Genomic DNA, 18014 nt, shown 5'->3' on the forward strand with positions numbered 1-18014 from the left:
CCTCGTCCTTGTCTGTCGGCGATTTGTTATCAGGATAGGGGGCGGGTCGGAGATCGCTCTCGTCCTCGAACCTGAAGTTCGTACCTCAGCAAGGATCCCGACCCGCCTGATCAAAAGTGAACCCGAACGGTTGCCAGAGCCCGGCCTTGCACCGGAGCTCCCATCGACAAGGAAGGGTCCGTGATCATGATAGCAACATCCATCGCCGGAATCGATATCGCCAAGCATCACCTGGATGTCCATCTCCTGCCGAGCGGCAAGCGGCGGCGCTTTCCTGCGAACAAGCTGCCCCAGTTGGTGGCCTGGCTGCAGCAGTGCGCGGTGGAGCTGGCCGTGGCCGAGGCTACGGGCGGTTTCGAGGTTGAGTTGATCGAGGCCTGCCAGGATGCCGGCCTGGCGCTGGCCGTGGCCAATCCTCGCCATATCCGCCATTTTGCCCGCGGCATGGGCCTGTTGGCCAAAACCGACCGCCTGGATGCACGGGTGCTCGCGCTCTATGGCGAGCGCGTGCAGCCGCAGCCAACAGCGCCACTGTCGGCTGACCGGCGGCGCCTGGTCGCCCTGCTGCGCCGGCGGCGCCAGCTGACGGCCATGCGGACGGCCGAACAGCAGCGCTGGCACCAGGAGCGTGAGGCCGACCTGAAGGAGGAGCTGGAGCAGACCATTGCCCAGCTGACCGCCCGGGTCCGCACGCTTGAGGCCCACATCACCCGGCATATCCGGCAGAGCCCTGAGCTTGCTGCCGACGCTCAACGCCTCAGCAGTATTCCCGGGATCGGCCCGGTGCTGACGGCCACGCTGCTGGCCGGCATGCCCGAGTTGGGCCAGGCCTCGCGCCGCCAGGTCGCCACCCTGGCTGGTTTGGCTCCCCATGCCTGGGACACCGGCACCCTGCGCGGCCAGCGCCGCATCTGGGGCGGGCGGCAGATTGTGCGCAACGCGCTCTACATGGGGGCTGTGGCCGCCGTTCGAGGCGACAACGCCATGCGGCGGCGCTACCTCAGGCTCAAGGAGAACGGAAAGTCCGGCAAGGCCGCCCTGGTCGCCGTCATGCGCCATATGGTGATCGTCGCAAACGCCATGCTCCGGGATGGAACCAACTATCAGCCAGTGTGATAAAACACGGTTGCTGAGGTGCGGAGCGCGATAGCGCGGAGCCTCGAAGGGCCTGCCATTAGGCCAAGCATTACCGTTAGCAATTTGCCCAGGCCAATCCGCCTGTGGCGAGGTGGTTCGAGGCTCGACCCTTGCGGGTCGCGCACCTCACCATGAAGCCGTGGGGGTGGCCAACCTGAATGTTTGGGACGATTGCCTGAAGAAGCCGTCCTTACCATGACGCCAATTATGGGAGGGCGCCACCGCCTCTCAGTCGTCGCGCTGGGTGCGTTCCAGGCGTTCGTGGCGCTCCTGCGCCTCCAGCGACAGGGTGGCTATGGGACGTGCTTCCAGCCGGCGGATCGCGATGGGCTCGCCGGTATCTTCGCAATAGCCGTAGCTTCCATCCTCGATACGCTGCAGGGCGGCGTCGATCTTCGTGATCAGCTTGCGTTCCCGATCACGGGTCCGCAGCTCCAGCGAACGATCGGATTCCAGCGAGGCGCGGTCGGCGACATCGGGCTCGGCCAGGCTTTCGCTCTGCATATGATTGATGGTCTCGCCGGATTCCTTCAGCAGTTCGGTCTTCCACTGCAGAAGCTTCTGACGGAAATACTCCCGCATCTGCGGGTTCATGAAACTCTCGTCCTCGGAAGGCCGGTAGTCGGGAGGCAAGGTAACCGTCATGCGGAACTCTCACGGCAAATGCAAAATGCGCGCGGAGTATATGATTTTTGCCGCCCGGAACAAGCCCCCTGGAAGGGTTGGAAAACCGCCCCTTGTGGCTGGTTTGTGTTGCGGGCTCAGCGCTGCAGCTTTGCCAGTTCCACGGCGGCGCGCAACTCGATGTCCTGAAGTATGGCTTCCAATTCCGGATCGCCGCTCTCGGCGGGACGCGCGGAGAGCAACTGCCCGATGCGCTCCAACAGTGGCTGCGACAGGCGTCCGGTCAGCAGGCCCAGGCGCAGTTCCTCGAGGCGGTCCAGGATATCCTCGGCATGCTCGCAGGAGCGTTGCCTCTGGTCGGGGACCTCGCCTTCCACTTCCTGCAGACTCAGCAGTGCATCCACGGCCCCGGCCGGACCGCCGGCAGAGACCGATCGGGTCTTGCCGCTTTCGTCCAGCAGGCTGGAAAATGCACCATCGGCGCCGCGCGCCTTGGCGGTGCGGCGTTTCGCGCTGCTCGACTGGGTGGAGGAAAGGGAATCGATCTTCATGGAACTCACGGTTCGCAAGCTGTTGGCCTTGGCTTCAAAGAGTGCAGGAGAATGGTTAATGAGCCGTGAAGAGCGTCCCGCTTTGGGGAAATTTTTGCCGCTTCCCCCGGGAACATTCCCGCCAGTTCATCATTAGAGAAAAATTTACCTCTGCCTAGTAGATTGTTTTTCCAATAGAAATAATGAATTTCCGCAGTTGGCACGATCCTCGCATAGATAAAACTGCAACCAGGCCGAAAATGGCCGGCGAGATTGAAACGGGACAGAAAGACTGCCATGCGTTACCTGCGCCATCTGAGCACCCTGATCTCCCTGACGCTGCTGCTGGCCGTCACGGCGATCGCCATCAGTGGGCCCGCTCATGCACAAAACCGGATCAAGGACATCGCCTCCTTCGAGGGGGTGCGCAGCAACAAGCTGATCGGCTATGGCCTGGTGGTCGGGCTGAACGGCACGGGCGACGACCTTTCCAGTTCGGTCTTCACCCGCGAAAGCCTGATCGGCATGCTGCAGCGCATGGGGGTCAACGCCCGCGACCCAAACCTGGAAACCGACAATGTGGCCGCCGTAATGGTCACGGCGGAACTGCCCGCTTTCGCCCGTCAGGGCACGAACATCGACATTCGTGTCTCGGCCATGGGCGACGCCGACAGCCTTCGCGGCGGCACCCTGCTGGTCACCCCCCTGCTGGGCGCCGATGGCGAAGTCTATGCCGTGGCCCAGGGCCCACTGGCTGTGGGTGGTTTCGAGGCCGAGGGTGCGGCAGCCAGCGTGACGCGCGGCACACCCACCGGAGCGCGCATTTCCAACGGTGCTACCATCGAAAAGGAAATCGGCTTCGAGCTGAATTCCATGCGTGAAGTGAAGCTGTCGCTCCACAACCCCGATTTCACCACGGCCCGGCGCGCCGCCCAGTCGATCAACGCCCTGCTGAACAACCCCACCGCAGAAGCCATCGACAATGCCACGATCAATGTCCGTGTGCCGGCGGATTATCCCGGCTCCACCGTGGACCTGCTGACCGATATCGAGCAGCTTCCTGTCCGTGTGGACCAGCCCGCCCGCGTCGTTATCGACGAGCACTCCGGCGTCATCGTCATGGGCGAGAACGTCCGCATCTCCGAAGTTGCCATTGCCCAGGGCAACCTGACCATCCGCGTCACCGAAACACCGCAGGTCAGCCAGCCCAACCCCTTTGGCGAGGGCGAGACCGTGGTGGTTCCGCGCACCCAGATCGAAGTGGACGAGGACGAGGAGCGCAAGCTGTCCGTCATGTCCGAGGGCGTAACCCTCCGCGACCTGGTCAACGGCCTGAACGCCCTGGGCGTGGGGCCGCGCGACATGATCCAGATCCTGGAAGCCATCAAGGCCTCGGGCGCCCTGCAGGCCGACCTGGAGGTGATGTGATGAGCCCCTTGAGCGACACCGCCGCGCTGCAGTCCCTCCAGGGCCTGGCCCAGGACCGCATGGCGGCGGAAACGACCCGCCAGGCAGCCAGTCAGGCGCGCTCAACGGCCCAGACCAATGTTTCCGGTGCATCAAAAGACGAAGCAATCCCGGAGCAGGTCGCAATCCCAGAGCAGGTCAGGGAAACGGCCCAGGACTTCGAAGCCGTCTTTATCTCCCAGATGATGGCCCCGATGTTCGAGGGGCTGGAGACCGACGGTTACTTCGGCGGCGGACAGGCCGAGGGCATGTACCGCTCGCTGATGATCGACGAGATCGGCAAGTCCGTGGCCCGCCGCGGCGGCATCGGCATCGCCGACAGCGTTGCCCGCGAAATGATGAAGATGCAGGAGGACTAGACCCATGCTTGCCAACACGGCCCTTGCCTCGCCTCCGGACCACCACAGCCCAGCTCAACCAGATACCGAGACCGCCTCGGAGTCCACGACCCTGCTGCGCCTGATCGAACTGGCGCGTGACCTGACCTCGGTCCTGGACCGGGAAATCCACCTGCTGCGCAAGCTTGAGGTTAACAGCATCAAGGAACTCTCTGAGCAGAAGGCGCAGTTGACCGAGGAATACCGTGGACATGTCCGCGCCCTGCGCGAGAACCCCGGGTTCTCCGAAACCCTGGAACCCCGCCTGCGCGACGAGCTGGCGGATGTGATCGAGCGTCTGAACGAAACGGCCCAGGCCAACGAAACCGCACTGAAGGCCGCCATGGAGGCCCATGACCGCGTCTTCCGTGCCATCGCCAGCGCCGTCGAGGCCCAGCAGCGCGAGGCCAGCGGCTATGCCGCCACCGGCGCCCACAGCGGCGGCACGTCCGGCGGCACCCCTGTCTCGCTGCGTATCAACGAAAACCTGTGAACACTTTCACGGGACAACTCAACGCAAGGAATCCAGCCATGACCGTCCAGTTCAGCAGCCCACTGTCCTCCGATCAATTGCCGCCAGGCGGCCTGTCCTTCCCCATACAGCCAGAGGGCACCCAGCGGGACATCACCCTGCCCCCCCGCAAGGAGGCAGGCCAGCGAATCGCCCTGTCTTTCCCGCGCGGCCTCCTGGGCTATCCGGAAGATCACGACTTCTGGCTCACCCCCATGGCGGAAAGCCAACTACCCGGTGCCTTCCTGCTGCGCAGTCAGGCCAGTCAGGGACCGCGCTTCCTGGTCGTCCCGCCCTCCTCCGTCGGCGGTGAGCTGCCGGCGGACGAGGTGGACTGGGCCGAACGGCGCCTGGGCATTGCCCGCGGTGACCTTCGCGCCCTGCTGATCGTCACGCCGGCCCGCTCGGACAAGGGCACGCGCTTTTTCGCCAACCGGCGAGCGCCGCTGCTGCTGGACTGGGGGCGCCGCTGCGGCTGGCAGCGCATCCTGATGGACGAGGTCCTGCCGGTGCGCCAGTCCTCCCTGCAACAGGCAAGCTGAGGGCACAGCCCATGCAGGCGGCAAGCTTTTCATACGGGCGGCAAGAACTGCCCGCCCCTGTCCGGACGGCACGGCGCCGCAAACCTGGCGCAGACGCCGGCCGGACAAAGGATAGAAGTCCACAGGGCAAAGTTAACTTCACACGCCAGGTATCTGGCACGATAATTGCTTGTCTGGTTCGAACCACTTCTGTGTCGGACCAGACAGGTCCCATCCACGCCTTGAGGGATTAAAGACATGAGCGTCTACGGAGCAATGAACACGGCGGTCAGCGGACTGGGGGCCCAGTCCTCCGCCCTGGCCAACATCTCGGACAACATCGCCAACTCGCGGACCACGGGCTACAAGCGCGTCGACACCGCCTTCTCCACCCTGGTCACATCATCCGACCAGAACCAGCACCAGGCCGGCGGTGTCCGCGCCCGCCCCTCGTTCCGGAATGACGTGCAGGGCAATATGGAACAGAGCCAGGTCAACACGCATCTTGGCGTGACCGGCAAGGGATACTTCTCCGTCAGCCAGCCGGAAAGTCTGGACCCAGATAGCGGCGCTGTGAACTTCAAGCCCAGCAGTTTCTATACACGCGCTGGAGACTTCGAGATGGATCAAAACGGCTATCTCGTGAATTCTTCTGGCTATTATCTGAATGGTTGGGATGTGAATCCTGAGAATGGAGTTGCTGATACAGCAGCTGTTAAGCCAATTAGAGTATCGCAGCTTCAAGACTCACCTGTGGCAACAACTAATATCCAGTATGCAGCAAATTTGCCCTCTCAGGTTGATATAAACACTGAGCTACCAGCTAACTCTATCCAAATATACGATTCAGTAGGAAACGAACGAAACCTGGACTTAAACTGGGAAAAGACTGCTAATGACCAGTGGACTCTGAACATCGCCCCTGCAGGGGATGTTAGCCATGATCAGTTTGGCCCGATTGTCTTTAATTTTGATAAGGGCCGGATAGATTCAATTAACGCATCAGGAGCTGATGGATCAGGTCCGAACAATGGTCAAGTAGGCCTCGTTCCCCCTTCTGGAAATGGGGAACCAGCTGAGCTCGCGTTTAGCTTGGACTTTGGCGGAGGTGTTGGCGACCAAGATGTTGTACTAAATATGGGAACTTATGGGGAAGCCAATGGCACCACCCAGTTTACCGGTACAGAACTTCAGCTGAACTCCCTGGATCAGAACGGTGTACCACCGGGCGCCTTCAAGGATCTCATCGTCGATGACGCCGGTTATGTGAACCTGAACTACGACAATGGTCAGACCAAGACCTACTTCCAGGTACCGCTGACCCAGTTCAACAACCCGAACGGCCTGACCCGCCTGGACGGCAACGCCTTCCAGCAGTCTCCAAACTCGGGTGTGCCGCGCCTCAATCCGCCAGGACTGGGCAGCAACGGTACGATCTCGTCGCAGACGCTCGAGGCATCCAACGTGGATATCAGTGACGAGTTCACCAAGATGATCACGGCCCAGCGGACTTATTCCGCGAACTCCAAGGTCATCACCACGGCCGACGAGATGCTGGCCGAGGTCATCAACATCAAACGCTAACCCTTGACAGTTATTTCTTAACCCTTTGGCCGTAACCTGAACAGGAAAGGAGGTCGGATATGTCGTTGAACGTGGCACTGAACAACGCCTTTGCCGGCCTCCGCCTGTCCCAGGCCGGCACAGAGGTCGCCAGTTCGAACATCGCCAATGCCCAGGACCCCAACTACTCGCGCAAGGTCCTGCAGCATTCCAGTCACGCCGGCGTCGGCCTGTCGGGGCCCTACCTCGAGGGCGTGGAACGCCGCGTGGCCGACCGCATTGCCCAGGATGTACGCGGTCTGACGTCACAGGCATCGGGGAACGAGACCCGCGCCGAAACGGCCGAACGCCTCGGCGAACTGCTGAACATCGACGCCGACACGCCCCGCCTGCAACAGCTTTTCAGCGACTTCGAAACGGCACTGCGCGATTTCGAGGCCACGCCCGAGAACGCCACCATGGCCAACCGCGTGATCAGCACCGCTGACGCCCTGGCCAAGGAGGTCAATCATCTCTACGCCCAAACCGAAAGCCTGGAACAGGAAATGCGTGACCAGGTCGGCAAGTCGGTCGAGCAGCTGAACGACAAGCTGCTGGAGATCGAGAAACTGAACAAGGAGGTCGCCAGCAACAAGGCCTCGGGCGAGACAGTCGGCAACCTTGAGGACCGCCGTGATTCCGCAATCAAGGAGGTGTCCGAACTGGTGGACACCCGCGTCCTGATGGACGATCAGGGCCGCGCCCAGGTCTATACCTCCAGCGGCACACAGCTGGTCGGGATCTCAGCGCAGCAGTTCTCCTGGGATGGCACCAGTTTGACCAAGGACAGCGACGACAGCGTCGTCACCTCGGCCTTCAAGGACGGCGACATCGGCGCGCGCCTGCGGATGCTGGACGACAGCCTGACCGGTAGTAGTGATCCGGGTGCCGGTACAATCCAAAAGCTTAAAGATCAGTTGACGAGCTTCACCGTCAGCCTTCATGGCACGGTGAATGGCGTCTACGCTCCGCCACCATTCTTTCAGACACCACCAGGGCCATCACCAGCCGCAACACTGCAAGTGAACGGCACCTTGACAGGTGATCCGTCCTCGCTTGACCCGGCTGCCGGCGGTAACATCTCCCAGGCCCTGATCGACGACAACATCGGCGGCCAACTCAACGGCATCCTCGAGAACACCGCCAGCTTCAAGGCGGAAGCCAAGCACAACCTGGAGAACGCCACGGCCTCGCGCGATGCCATGGAGGCCAAGTTTCGCGGCAAGGTTGGTGTGGACGTGGACCAGGAAATGGCGGACCTGATCGCGCTGCAGAACGCCTATGCCGCCAATGCGCGGGTGATGCAGACCGCCAGTGACATGATGGATACCCTTATGAATGCGGTGGCACGATGACTTCCATCAACAGCACATACGGCCGTTATCTTGATGTAACGCGCCAGACCCAATCCCTGAACACACAGCTCAACAGCCTTCAGGAACAGCTTGCGACCGGCAAGAAGCCCGGCGGCCTGGCTGGCGTCTCGCGCGACGCCGGGCAACTGTTGAAAGGCAAGGAGGTGACCCAGCGCGCCGAGTCCTACATGCGCAGCCTCAACGCCGTGGATCGGCGCACTGAACTCTACGCCAACTCCCTGAATTCCCTGTCCAAAACCGCTGCCGATGCGCGTGAAACCCTGATCCGGCTCGAGGGTCAGGACAAGGTGACCCAAGAGATGCTGGAAGGCGAACTGAATGGCTGGCTACAAGACATCAAAGCCGCCCTCTCCGTCAAGGATGGCGACCGCTATCTCTTTTCGGGATCGGCAACGGATGAGCCTCCAGTAAAAGATCTGGATAAACTTGCCACCCTCAACGCATTGCCTGGGCAGGATACACCCAATGATAGACCCGACTATATCAACACTGATATTAGTGGCTTGGAAATATGGACACGTGATGGCATCCACATTGATGACGATGAACGAATGGACTATGGCGTAAGCGCTGCAGAACCGGGCATCCAGGACTTCATCAACTCCCTACTGTATGCCAAAGATAACCCCAAGGATAACCTCCAGCAGGCACGAGATAGACTGGAACGCGCTGCCACTGGCCTGGGCGAACTTGAAGCACAGAATGGCTTCAACCAGGCCCGCGCTGCGGCAAAGAGGGAACACCACAACGGCACCCTGGACTTCCTGGAAAAGACCGCCGGCAAGATCGAGGACGTCGACCTGGCAGAGGTCTCGACCAAGCTGTCCATGACCCAGACGGTCCTGCAAGCCAGCTACCAAAGCACCGCCCGCCTGCTCCAGACCTCGCTCGCCAGCTTCCTGCGCTGAGTTTGGGCTGGTCCAGCGTAAACGAAAACGGGGCCGTCAAAGCCAGCCGCCTATCCTTCGCGACACCGCCTTTGGCGACCCTCAGGAAAAGGCCTTTGGTAGCAAGAACCGAGTCTTTGGAAAAGCGACTGAACAATCGGCAACGCCTTCCCCCTATACCCTCGTGGAGAGGTGCTCGACCCGATAGGGTCGGGCCTCGAACCATCTCGCCACAGGCCAGCGCGCCGGCGCCGGCCAACCTACCGCACCGCCTTCTCCATCGCATAATTGTGGATCCACACACCCGCCACCTGGAAGTCCCGCCGGCACAGCAGGCGAAATCCACGGCGCAGGAAGAACCCCCGCGCGCCTTCGCTGGCTTCCATGTAAAGGCGACCCAGACCCATGTCCAGCGCCTGGCCCTCAAGCGCCGTATAGAGCTGCGCGGAAACGCCCTGCCCCGCGGCTTTCGGGGCGCAGTAGAAGAAATCGATACGTCCATCTGCCTCCAGGTCGGCGAAGGCAAGGCATTCTCCGGTTGCGTTCCATGCCAACCTGCGCCAACGGCCGTCGGCTGCCTGGAGCTCAAAAACATCCGGGGTGGGAGTCAAGCTGGCCCAGGCCTGGACCTGGTCCCTGCTATAGTGTCGTGGGCCCAATTCCAGAACCGATGACTGATAAAGCGCAGTCAAACCCTGGCCATCGCCCTGACGGAATGGCGTTAGCTCAATATCGATCAAGGGCGCCTGAAAGAGGGGATCCATACGCTTTCCAGGGAAGGATCATCGTCTTGCTGGTCAAGTCTAGCTCGTTCGCCCTTGCAAACAAGGCGCATAGCCAGTCTGGCGCAGGTACGGCATAGCAGCGCTTAAACCAGGATCCCTGACCCGCCACCGCCGAAGCCTCCTCCGCCAAAGCCGCCGCCTCCCCCTCCGGAAAGGCCGCTGAGAAGGTTGGTTTGCCAGGCGCCGTTACCACCACCGCCGCCCAGGCCTCCCATGCCGCCCTGCTGGCCGCCACGGGTATCATTCATCAGGAAGCGCTGTACGAACTTGTCCACGTAATCTGGATCCTTCAGGTCATTCAGATCCATACGTGTCGTCACGGCACGCGCCTGGGCTTCCACCGACTGAACGGCGATCTGCTTGGGAAGATCGAGGGCCGTGGTCACGACACGGCGCAACAAGGGATCCCCCAGAACGTTATAGGGGTTGGTGAGGTCTTTCTTGCTGTCCTTCACGATCCGCTCGAAGGCCATGGCATCAGGAATTGCCGGATTGGTCTCGGCAAGTTTTTCCTCGTAGCGCTGCTGAACATAGGACTCCGTGAACTTGGTCTTGAATTCCTCGTTGCGGACGGCCTCCAGGCCCAGCTCCGCAAAGCGGAACATCTCGGCACCTTCCTTGTACCGCTTGTCCTGCAGACGGTTGACCAGCGCATCCTGCTTGGTGGGATCTTCCAACAGGGATTTGCGGATCAGGGCATCGTTGCCGATCTGATCCGCCATGCCCAGGCCGCGCAGCAAGAATTCCATGGACCGCCTGTTCTTCAGCAGGTCCTCTGGCGTTTCCGCATTCTCCAGGGCCTTGTCGAACTCGGCAATATCGCGCTTCACCATGGGATCCTGACGGACCATCTCCATCTGGCGGTCCTTCATGCTCTGGGCCGTCCGGTACTGGGTGATGGGATCGCCTCCCCCCAGCGCCATGTTGCCGCCGACACCGGAAAACCCGCCGGTCTGCACGCCAAACAGCGCACCCACCGCTTGCCAGTTGTTCATGACTTCAGCCTCCTTGCAGGCCTTCCATAATGGCTTCGTTCACGTTGATGTGAAAATCGAAGTCTACGGCTTCGTCATTGGCCACGTTCGTGTTCTGAAGCACAACCGTTCCGATGTTCGTCAACTGCTGGCGCAGTTCTGCCGGCAAGGCATTGCCCGGGGCGGACAGGTCCTCGAGAAAGGCCGTCCACAGCTGCTGCTGCAGGGCCAGGCCGCGTTCAGCCTCGGCGGCCTCACCCGTATCGCGCGCCTGGCGCAGGGTGGCCGTGACGCGCCCCAGCGCCTCGAATTCACGCGCGCGCATTTCCGTACCGTCTGTCATGTCAGCCTGCTCCACGGCCAGGGTCTGAGTGTTCTGCATCATGGTGTCATCTCCACTTCATCGTATCTGTCTGTCTCGACCTCTTCACAGACATCGAGTTCCGTAGAGACCCTTGCATCTGCCATGCCAAGTAGGGCGGATTCATACTCCAGAAGTTGCCGCGTCATCTGAAGCCCCTGGAAAAAGTCGGCCTGCCGGACCAATACCTGTATGGCATCCAGCACTTCATGAACGGTCGACAGGGAGGACGCCTCTCGAAACTCGGCAATGCGCGCTTCCGCCTGGTCCACATAGGCCGGGCGCTCATCCTCATCAGCCATATAGGCGTTCTGTATGGCGAAATAGATATGGGCCGCCGGGGTCGTGACCTCGTCGGGACGCATGATCTGCCGGTCATGCATGACGGCAGACTTGGTCTTCAGGACAATCTTGGACGCGCGCTCGAACCGCAGCAGAGCTCCGTTGACAACCAGGTGCTCGCCCTTCTTGAGCTTCAGGATAAGTCCCATCAAAACCTCCAGTTCTGTGAGTCCTTCCCCCTTCTGGGGAATTCCGATGGATGATGAGATTTAGCCTACCAAGAAAAGGTTAAACAAACCTTTCTAAATCGATTTGATAAAAACGCTTAATAAGTTTTGAAAATCAGCGTTATAAAAGAAACCAATCAACTCGCATTGTATTTCTTGTACCATTCGCCTAGCGAAGAATCAAAATCACCTTCTGCTGAAATTTTCTCCCAGAAATAAGGAAAGCATTCCTCCCAATTCTCCAATTCGAATTTCATTTTACCAGTTTTGTTGCTAAGAAACGCATTTATATTATCATTTACAGTGTCGTAATAATCGCGACAAATATCCATTATGTAATTTTTATTATTCCAATCCATTTTTTTGATCGGTCGCTGCATTAAAATACCGACCTGATACGCTTGAATTATCCCTCCGCCCCAGCGACGAAAGAAGCTCTCTGCCACAGCTTCTCGGTCTCGAAACAAATGAACGTAGAACGCATCATCACCAAATCGACGGTCTAGACTGCCCAGAAACCAGGAAAGCCGGTTGTCTGCTTCGATATGCCAGGAAGGGTAAGATAGCCTTTCCTTCCCAATGAACTGACTATTTTTCTCATGGCTTGCTGTATAATTTGTGATGTACTGGCATGCCTTGATAAAAGTAGTGGAGCCACATCTACCAGTACAAAGAACAAATACATTCATCAAATAATTCCAGTATCTAGCTATACTCACCCAATAGCACGCCTTTTCCCACCGGATAGTATCCTAGGATGTTAACGCCCGGTAAAGCCGCCCACCGATCCGCAATTTCAATTTCCGTATCGCGGAACGCATCATCAAGTGTGAACAAAGCTCCGTGGGCTGCATAAGGTATAACCATTGGAGCCGTGGCATAACGGGCTCCGCGCACCCCATTCGGACCGCCACCAACCGGGCCATCGATAATGACAATGTCCACAGTCCGGTCTCCGAGGAGTTCCTGCCACTCCTGAGCATCAATCTGATAGCAATGGGTAAGTTGTCCCCCTAAATCGGTATCACCCACCGGTGCAAACTTCCTCTTGATGATGCCGGGTGCATATTTCTCTGCCCTGTTCACGGCCTCATCCAAGTAATCTTCCGATTGGTCGATTGTTATATAGGAAAGACCTTCAGCGCTCCCGTGAAGTTCAATCAGGTGGCGAGCCAATATAGCCGTGCTTATTCCTGAGCCAAACTCCAAAACAGTTTTTGGCTTGACCCGTTTAAATAATGCTTTGAGCAGAGCTAGTGGCCCTTTTTCCATTGTGAAAGTATTGAACTCAAAGTTGGGCTCACTTTCCAGGACCGGATCGCCTATAAGAGCTTGCTGTTCCTCTGACCCTGCACCAGTCGTGGGAAACAAACCATGTCCTGCGCCTAACCTACCTCTGATACGCCTTACATGGGCTGGCGATATCAGACTGCTCTCCAACTCCACCTTATTATCGACAACAGAAGCAAGCTCGTCTGAAAGTAGATCAACAGATGAATTGTTTTCTTGACCCTCGCACCATTTCGTCCATGCGCGACGTAGAGCTTCCGCTAGATTCTTCCCAAACCTGGGGGCGTCGCAAAGTGGTGAGGCCAATATCTGCTCACGCAATCCCTCTCTTAAACGCGACAGCGCCTTAAGATCATTGGCCTTCGCAACAGCGATTTCGATATACTTATCCAGGTCGCCTTCATCTGCAACCCAGTCAGGCAAACCAACATTCGTCATATGCGATGCACTGTGCCGACTGGCGAAGGTACGGAATGGTACCGTGACAACTGGAACACCCATATAAAGAGATTCGCAGGTTGTCAGTCCACCACTGTATGGCACTGGATCCAGGGCGATATCCATATCTGCATACTGGCACATCATTTCTTCATGAGGCGATGCGCCACGCAGTTCCAGCCGATCGGCCTCAATACCGTACCTGGCAAAGCGTTCCAGGAAGATCTGACGCGTCTCCTCTTCCTCAAAAGCTCTTGCCTTTACAATCATTCGAGAATTGGGGACTCGCTTTAGCACCCTGGACCATAGTTCAAGTGTTTCATCGTTCACTTTACAAAGGTTGTTAAAGCAACCGAAGGTCACATACCCGTTTTCCAAGGCAGGCAGAGCTCGCGGCTCCGGAATATTAATAGGTGGTGTATAGCAGATATATCCGTCCGGAAGACGCAGTAATTTTTCACTGTAATACGCATCAAAACCTTCAGGCGTCTCGATGGAATCCGTTAGCATCCAGTCAACTGTATCAAGACCCGTAGAACAGGATTGGTTCCCAACCCATTTAATGACGACCGGAGCAGGCTTCCCGAGGAGAATTGCAGGGTTGCCACCCTCACCGTACCCTCCTAAATCGATTAGAATATCTATCTCATTTGCGAGAATATCCTGAACAATACGGCTTGTATCGTTGGGACTGTATTCATTCCAAGTTTCTGCATTTACCTTGAAGCGTCGATTCAAGCGATCATCCCGCCTTCGGGTAGAAAAAACATGCAGGGAGAATTTATCCTTTGGCAGAGCTTCAAAGGGAGCAACAGTCAACCACCCCACAGGATGCCTACCAAAGCCTCCAGATAAAATACCCACACGCAATGAGCGTTCCGATTTCACTAAATTATCAAAATTACGATTTGTAAAATCTCTACAAATACTTTGAAATTTCTGCCCTATATCAAGTAACACCTCAGGGGATACCGAGTAATCATAAGGAAGAACCCCCATAGCACTGCGAAGAATCCCTGTATCTTTCTTACGAAAAATCGCATCTAAAAAATATTCTAAGGCCCTCCCATGGGAGCCTAAATGTTGCTGAGAGGAGGCTGCCACATTCTTTAAAATATCATTCTCTGGATCGACAGACAGTCCCTCTTGGCACATATGAAAACTGGCATTATACATTGCCATCTTAAATAGAACTTGCGACCTACCCTTAAGTACTTCAATATTACCTTGATCCAGTATATATGCGTCATAATAGACGCTCTCCGCCTCACTGAAAGCATTAAATTCTTCATAAACAGATGCTAAGCTACAAAGACTGTCGCAATCATAAGATTCAATAAATGATCGCAATACTGAGAGATGCTCAAGTGCTTCACTCCTACGATTATTTCTTTCAAGTATAAGGCTAACAATTAGCAAAGCTGAAAGATCTTCTGGATCATCGTCAGAACGCATTTGCCAATTTTCAAGTGCTTTCTGCAACCCATGACTCATGATTTCCAACCCAACCAAGCGCCTTGCTGCCTGTAGATTCAAAGCAGAGCATGAAAGGACATCCAGATATGCTTGCTGTGCGCTAGGAACGTCACCATTGGCTTCCCGTGCCGCCCCAAGATTGAGCCTGAGTTCGTAGTTTTCAGGATAAAGTTCACAAGCCTGATCTGCATATACTTGGGCTGTTTGTATATCACCGTTCTCCAAGGCCCAGAGTGCTATATTCCTAAGGGCCGAGATATGATCCGGCTTTATCAGCAGACATTTCTTATATCCATCTAAGGCTCCCTGATAATCCTTGGTCATCCGCAACGCTTCCGCCAGTCTGTAATGCGCTTCAGCGTCCTCCGGTGTCTTTTCGATCACTCGGCGTAAGACAGCTAATGCTTCTTCACTTCGAGCGGCAGATGTCAGAGCAATACCAAGATTGATCATCAGGGCTGGATCATCGCCAATGATGGCATGTATAGCCTGTAAGTCCGCAATCGCTTCTGAAGGTTTATTCTCCGCCAACAAGCCTAGAGCATAGCGATAACGCCTCTCTAATTCCTTGGGGTCATTACCTAAACTTCCCAGCGATGGCTTGTTCACGGCCGCTGGTGCTTGGGTCCTCAATTCTTCTGATGGCTCACAACCAAGATCCTTGGCTGTGTTTAATTGGTCGATCATGCGCAGGTCTCCGCCGCATGGGCCACAACAAGCAGCCCTTCTACTGGACTGCCGAAATCCATGCGCAGGTTCTCTTCCATGATTTCCTCTATGGAAAAACCAGCTTGGACAAGGGCATCTTCTACATAGCTCTTCTGGTGTCGGTATCTTGCCGAAGAAGATAGCGTGTATGACTGCTCTGCATCTTCCGGATTGGTTTCTACAGAGAAGATAAAAACCCCATCTGTTAAGAGATGAGCGCGGACATCTTTAAACAAATTTTCAAGTTCACCAAAATAGCAGAATACATCAGCTGCAATGACCAGATCATAGCTTTCTTTATCCTGCTGAAGAACTTCCTGGATATCTGCAGTCACGAGTTCGCTATAAATCTGTTTTTCTTGTGACTTGGCAACCATCTTGGATGAAATATCCACGCCCTTTAGGAAGCCGCCAAGAATGTCGGAGAGCACAACCCCAACCAGGCCGGTACCACATCCAAGATCCAGGATGCGACCGAGCTTCTCCCTGTCAGGCTCGGGGCCTATACTTGGATAGAGGCGCTCCACGGCCCTGCGCACAAGACCTGGAACACGATACTGCAATTCAACCAAGTGCTTGTCGAAACTATCCGCGTAGGAATCAAAGAGTTGGGCTGCATAGCTGCCAGAGGCCTTGTCCGTCACCTGGCCACGAGCAGCAGCAAGTAGGTGCTTTGCATAGGCATTGCCCGGCTCCAAACGCAAAACAGCCTCAAACGCAGTTACTGCTTTTTCAGTCTGTTGAGCCGTTATGTATGCGTTGCCCAGCTGCTGGTAGTATCGACTGTCATTGAAGCCCTGACGGCCAGCTTCTTCCAGCAAGCTTACGGCCTTGCTGGGATATCTCTGCTTCAGGTAGGCCGTAGCCAGCATTCCATAGGGAGTGAAGCTTGTAGCGGGATCTTCAGCAATCACTGCATTGAGCAGTTCTTCTGCTGCCTGCCACTTTTGCAAAGCGATGAAACCATCGGCCAGTGCTAGTAGATAGCTTTTTGCAGTCGGCGCCTGACGTACAGCGTCACCAAAGCACAGAACTGCTTCTTCATAACGCTTGCAGCCGTAAAGCACACTACCAAGCAGATACGCAGCCTCTGGATCACTTGGTTCAAGCGTGACAGCCAGAGAAGCATCATCCAATGCTCCCTCTATATCACCGTGGCGGGCACGCGCACTGCCACGTACCTTTAGTAGCTGCACATTTTCAGGGTCTGTTTCCAGCACCGGACTCAACAGCTCAATAGCTCTCGCTGCATCACCAGCTGCATAAGCCATCTCACCCCTACGGGCACGATAACCGCTGCTATCCGGATTCTGCTTCAACAGGGCGTCATATATACGCCCTGCAGCCACATATTGGCCCTTTCCGGCCAAACGCTCGGCATCCTGAACCCGTTTTTCGGTGTTACTGTCAAGCTGTGCATGCATCTTCATATGACCCTTCTATGCAGTTACCAGGAGCCGGCCGCTCTAGCACATTTACGAATTCTCTGCGGATGATGAGGAGGGTGCATCATCAAGCCCTTCACCAACGCTCGCAGTCACAGAAATCAAGAAATCCAGATCCGGTTCCTCTGATTGAACTTCGCGCAATACCGTGAGCGCAATAGAGGCCAGCGAGGCCTTCAATTGATCTGGGTAATGATTCTCGGGGTGTACGACAGAATCGTGAACCACCCCCCAAAGCCGCCGAGCATCCGAGATAGCGCGCACTGTCTGCATGCGCTCACCTGATTTTCTGGCTTCTTTCAGGCCCCAGATAACACGTCGGAAGATATCTGCCTCCCGACTGCGGACTGAACGCATGGATTGGGCTTGGGCATAAGCATTCAAGTAAGCTTTGGACATCGAGGGTGAGATCGAGTCAGTCACGATCAAATCTCCCACATTCAGTAATTTTCCAGACTAAAGATATACAGGTCATGGTTAAGCGACTGTTAACGACTACACGGAAAACAATATCGCTTCCATTAACTATAATTGCTCAACTATGAATTCGCCCCGGTTGCCAAAAAGACAAACCGGGGCGAAACATTAGCCACCAAACAGACTGAGCAGGACCTGAGATGATTGGTTGGCGATGCCGAGCGACTGCGTCGACAGCTGCTGCTTTACCTGTAGGGCTTGCAGGTTGGCCGATTCTTTTGCCAGGTCGGCATCGATCAAAGCCCCGAGGCCACGCTCGATCGCATCGGCCTTATCCCGGTTGAAGCTGATCTGGTTGTCAATGAACTTTGCGTCGTTGGCATATGAGTTAAGCGCCGATCCCACACGCGACTCAGCCGAAGCAAAGCCACCATTCAGAAGAGCAGCCGCACTCGCCGCATCCGTTCCAAGATTACCGCCGCTAATCAGTGCAAAAACACTGTTATCAGCGTCAAAGCTGCCCACTGTATAGTTTTCACCTTGCTCATTCCGGATCACGGAAACGCTGCCATGAACGGC

At 56.6% G+C, this 18014-nt stretch carries 20 protein-coding genes; 8 read left to right on the forward strand and 12 right to left on the reverse strand.

Annotated features, from left to right (window positions below; genetic code table 11):
- Positions 1–186: 186 nt before the first annotated feature.
- Entirely contained in the window at positions 187–1116 is a 930-nt protein-coding gene (locus BP38_RS0117750) for an IS110 family RNA-guided transposase (RefSeq protein WP_035723195.1), read from the forward strand.
- Between the two features lie 249 nt (positions 1117–1365).
- On the opposite strand, the gene dksA is transcribed toward BP38_RS0117750, so the two are convergent.
- The 3 genes from dksA to BP38_RS22775 form a co-directional block, all read right to left on the reverse strand.
- A complete protein-coding gene (gene dksA, locus BP38_RS0117755) occupies positions 1366–1782 on the reverse strand; it encodes an RNA polymerase-binding protein DksA (RefSeq protein ID WP_026988823.1) in 417 nt (138 codons plus the stop codon).
- Between the two features lie 116 nt (positions 1783–1898).
- A complete protein-coding gene (locus BP38_RS0117760) occupies positions 1899–2312 on the reverse strand; it encodes a flagellar assembly protein FliX (protein ID WP_026988824.1) in 414 nt (137 codons plus the stop codon).
- Positions 2313–2317: 5 nt separating this feature from the next.
- Complete coding sequence (locus BP38_RS22775; RefSeq protein ID WP_155992503.1) at positions 2318–2590, reverse strand: hypothetical protein; 273 nt, start codon at positions 2588–2590, stop codon at positions 2318–2320.
- Between BP38_RS22775 and BP38_RS0117765 the strand changes: the two genes are divergently transcribed.
- The 7 genes from BP38_RS0117765 (at position 2589) to BP38_RS0117800 (ending at position 9053) form a co-directional block, all read left to right on the forward strand.
- Positions 2589–3719 carry a flagellar basal body P-ring protein FlgI gene (locus tag BP38_RS0117765; RefSeq protein WP_026988825.1) on the forward strand — a complete coding sequence of 377 codons (1131 nt, stop codon included), beginning with the start codon at positions 2589–2591 and terminating at the stop codon, positions 3717–3719. The genes BP38_RS22775 and BP38_RS0117765 overlap by 2 nt on opposite strands.
- On the forward strand, positions 3719–4117 hold the full coding sequence (locus BP38_RS0117770) for a rod-binding protein (protein ID WP_155992504.1): 399 nt from the start codon (positions 3719–3721) through the stop codon (positions 4115–4117). The genes BP38_RS0117765 and BP38_RS0117770 overlap by 1 nt, the downstream gene beginning before the upstream one ends.
- A gap of 4 nt (positions 4118–4121) precedes the next feature.
- Positions 4122–4628, forward strand: coding sequence for a flagellar protein FlgN (locus BP38_RS0117775; RefSeq protein WP_026988827.1), 507 nt, complete (start codon positions 4122–4124; stop codon positions 4626–4628).
- A 38-nt stretch (positions 4629–4666) separates the two neighbouring features.
- Positions 4667–5188, forward strand: coding sequence for a flagellar assembly protein FliW (locus BP38_RS0117780; protein WP_026988828.1), 522 nt, complete (start codon positions 4667–4669; stop codon positions 5186–5188).
- 237 nt (positions 5189–5425) lie between these two features.
- Positions 5426–6751, forward strand: a complete 1326-nt coding sequence (locus BP38_RS22420) for a flagellar hook protein FlgE (RefSeq protein WP_081816778.1) — start codon at positions 5426–5428, stop codon at positions 6749–6751.
- 59 nt (positions 6752–6810) lie between these two features.
- Entirely contained in the window at positions 6811–8124 is a 1314-nt protein-coding gene (flgK, locus tag BP38_RS0117795; RefSeq protein ID WP_026988831.1) for a flagellar hook-associated protein FlgK, read from the forward strand.
- Entirely contained in the window at positions 8121–9053 is a 933-nt protein-coding gene (locus BP38_RS0117800; RefSeq protein WP_026988832.1) for a flagellin, read from the forward strand. The genes flgK and BP38_RS0117800 overlap by 4 nt, the downstream gene beginning before the upstream one ends.
- Positions 9054–9292: 239 nt before the next feature.
- Here the strand turns inward: BP38_RS0117800 and BP38_RS0117805 are convergent, their stop codons facing one another.
- The 9 genes from BP38_RS0117805 to BP38_RS21470 form a co-directional block, all read right to left on the reverse strand.
- Positions 9293–9796: a GNAT family N-acetyltransferase gene (locus BP38_RS0117805; RefSeq protein ID WP_035725902.1), complete on the reverse strand. Its 504-nt coding sequence runs from the start codon at positions 9794–9796 to the stop codon at positions 9293–9295.
- A gap of 104 nt (positions 9797–9900) precedes the next feature.
- Positions 9901–10812, reverse strand: a complete 912-nt coding sequence (locus BP38_RS0117810) for a DUF1217 domain-containing protein (RefSeq protein WP_026988834.1) — start codon at positions 10810–10812, stop codon at positions 9901–9903.
- A gap of 4 nt (positions 10813–10816) precedes the next feature.
- Positions 10817–11176, reverse strand: a complete 360-nt coding sequence (locus BP38_RS21990) for a flagellar biosynthesis regulator FlaF (RefSeq protein WP_051609531.1) — start codon at positions 11174–11176, stop codon at positions 10817–10819.
- Positions 11173–11643 carry a flagellar biosynthesis repressor FlbT gene (locus tag BP38_RS0117820; protein ID WP_026988835.1) on the reverse strand — a complete coding sequence of 157 codons (471 nt, stop codon included), beginning with the start codon at positions 11641–11643 and terminating at the stop codon, positions 11173–11175. Before BP38_RS0117820 ends, BP38_RS21990 begins: the two co-directional genes overlap by 4 nt.
- Positions 11644–11798: 155 nt before the next feature.
- A complete protein-coding gene (locus tag BP38_RS0117825; protein WP_026988836.1) occupies positions 11799–12350 on the reverse strand; it encodes a hypothetical protein in 552 nt (183 codons plus the stop codon).
- A 16-nt stretch (positions 12351–12366) separates the two neighbouring features.
- A complete protein-coding gene (locus BP38_RS22425; protein ID WP_081816779.1) occupies positions 12367–15552 on the reverse strand; it encodes an O-linked N-acetylglucosamine transferase family protein in 3186 nt (1061 codons plus the stop codon).
- Positions 15549–17003, reverse strand: coding sequence for a tetratricopeptide repeat protein (locus BP38_RS0117840; protein WP_026988839.1), 1455 nt, complete (start codon positions 17001–17003; stop codon positions 15549–15551). The genes BP38_RS22425 and BP38_RS0117840 overlap by 4 nt, the downstream gene beginning before the upstream one ends.
- A gap of 45 nt (positions 17004–17048) precedes the next feature.
- The gene (locus BP38_RS22430; RefSeq protein WP_155992505.1) at positions 17049–17441 is read right to left on the reverse strand and encodes a flagellar biosynthesis regulator FlaF; all 393 of its coding nucleotides are present in this window, start codon (positions 17439–17441) and stop codon (positions 17049–17051) included.
- A gap of 162 nt (positions 17442–17603) precedes the next feature.
- Positions 17604–18014 (reverse strand): flagellin (locus BP38_RS21470; protein WP_026988840.1); only part of this gene is annotated, 411 nt, incomplete at its 5' end.

Source organism: Fodinicurvata fenggangensis DSM 21160, from assembly GCF_000686045.1.
Classification (GTDB): domain Bacteria; phylum Pseudomonadota; class Alphaproteobacteria; order Kiloniellales; family DSM-21159; genus Fodinicurvata; species Fodinicurvata fenggangensis.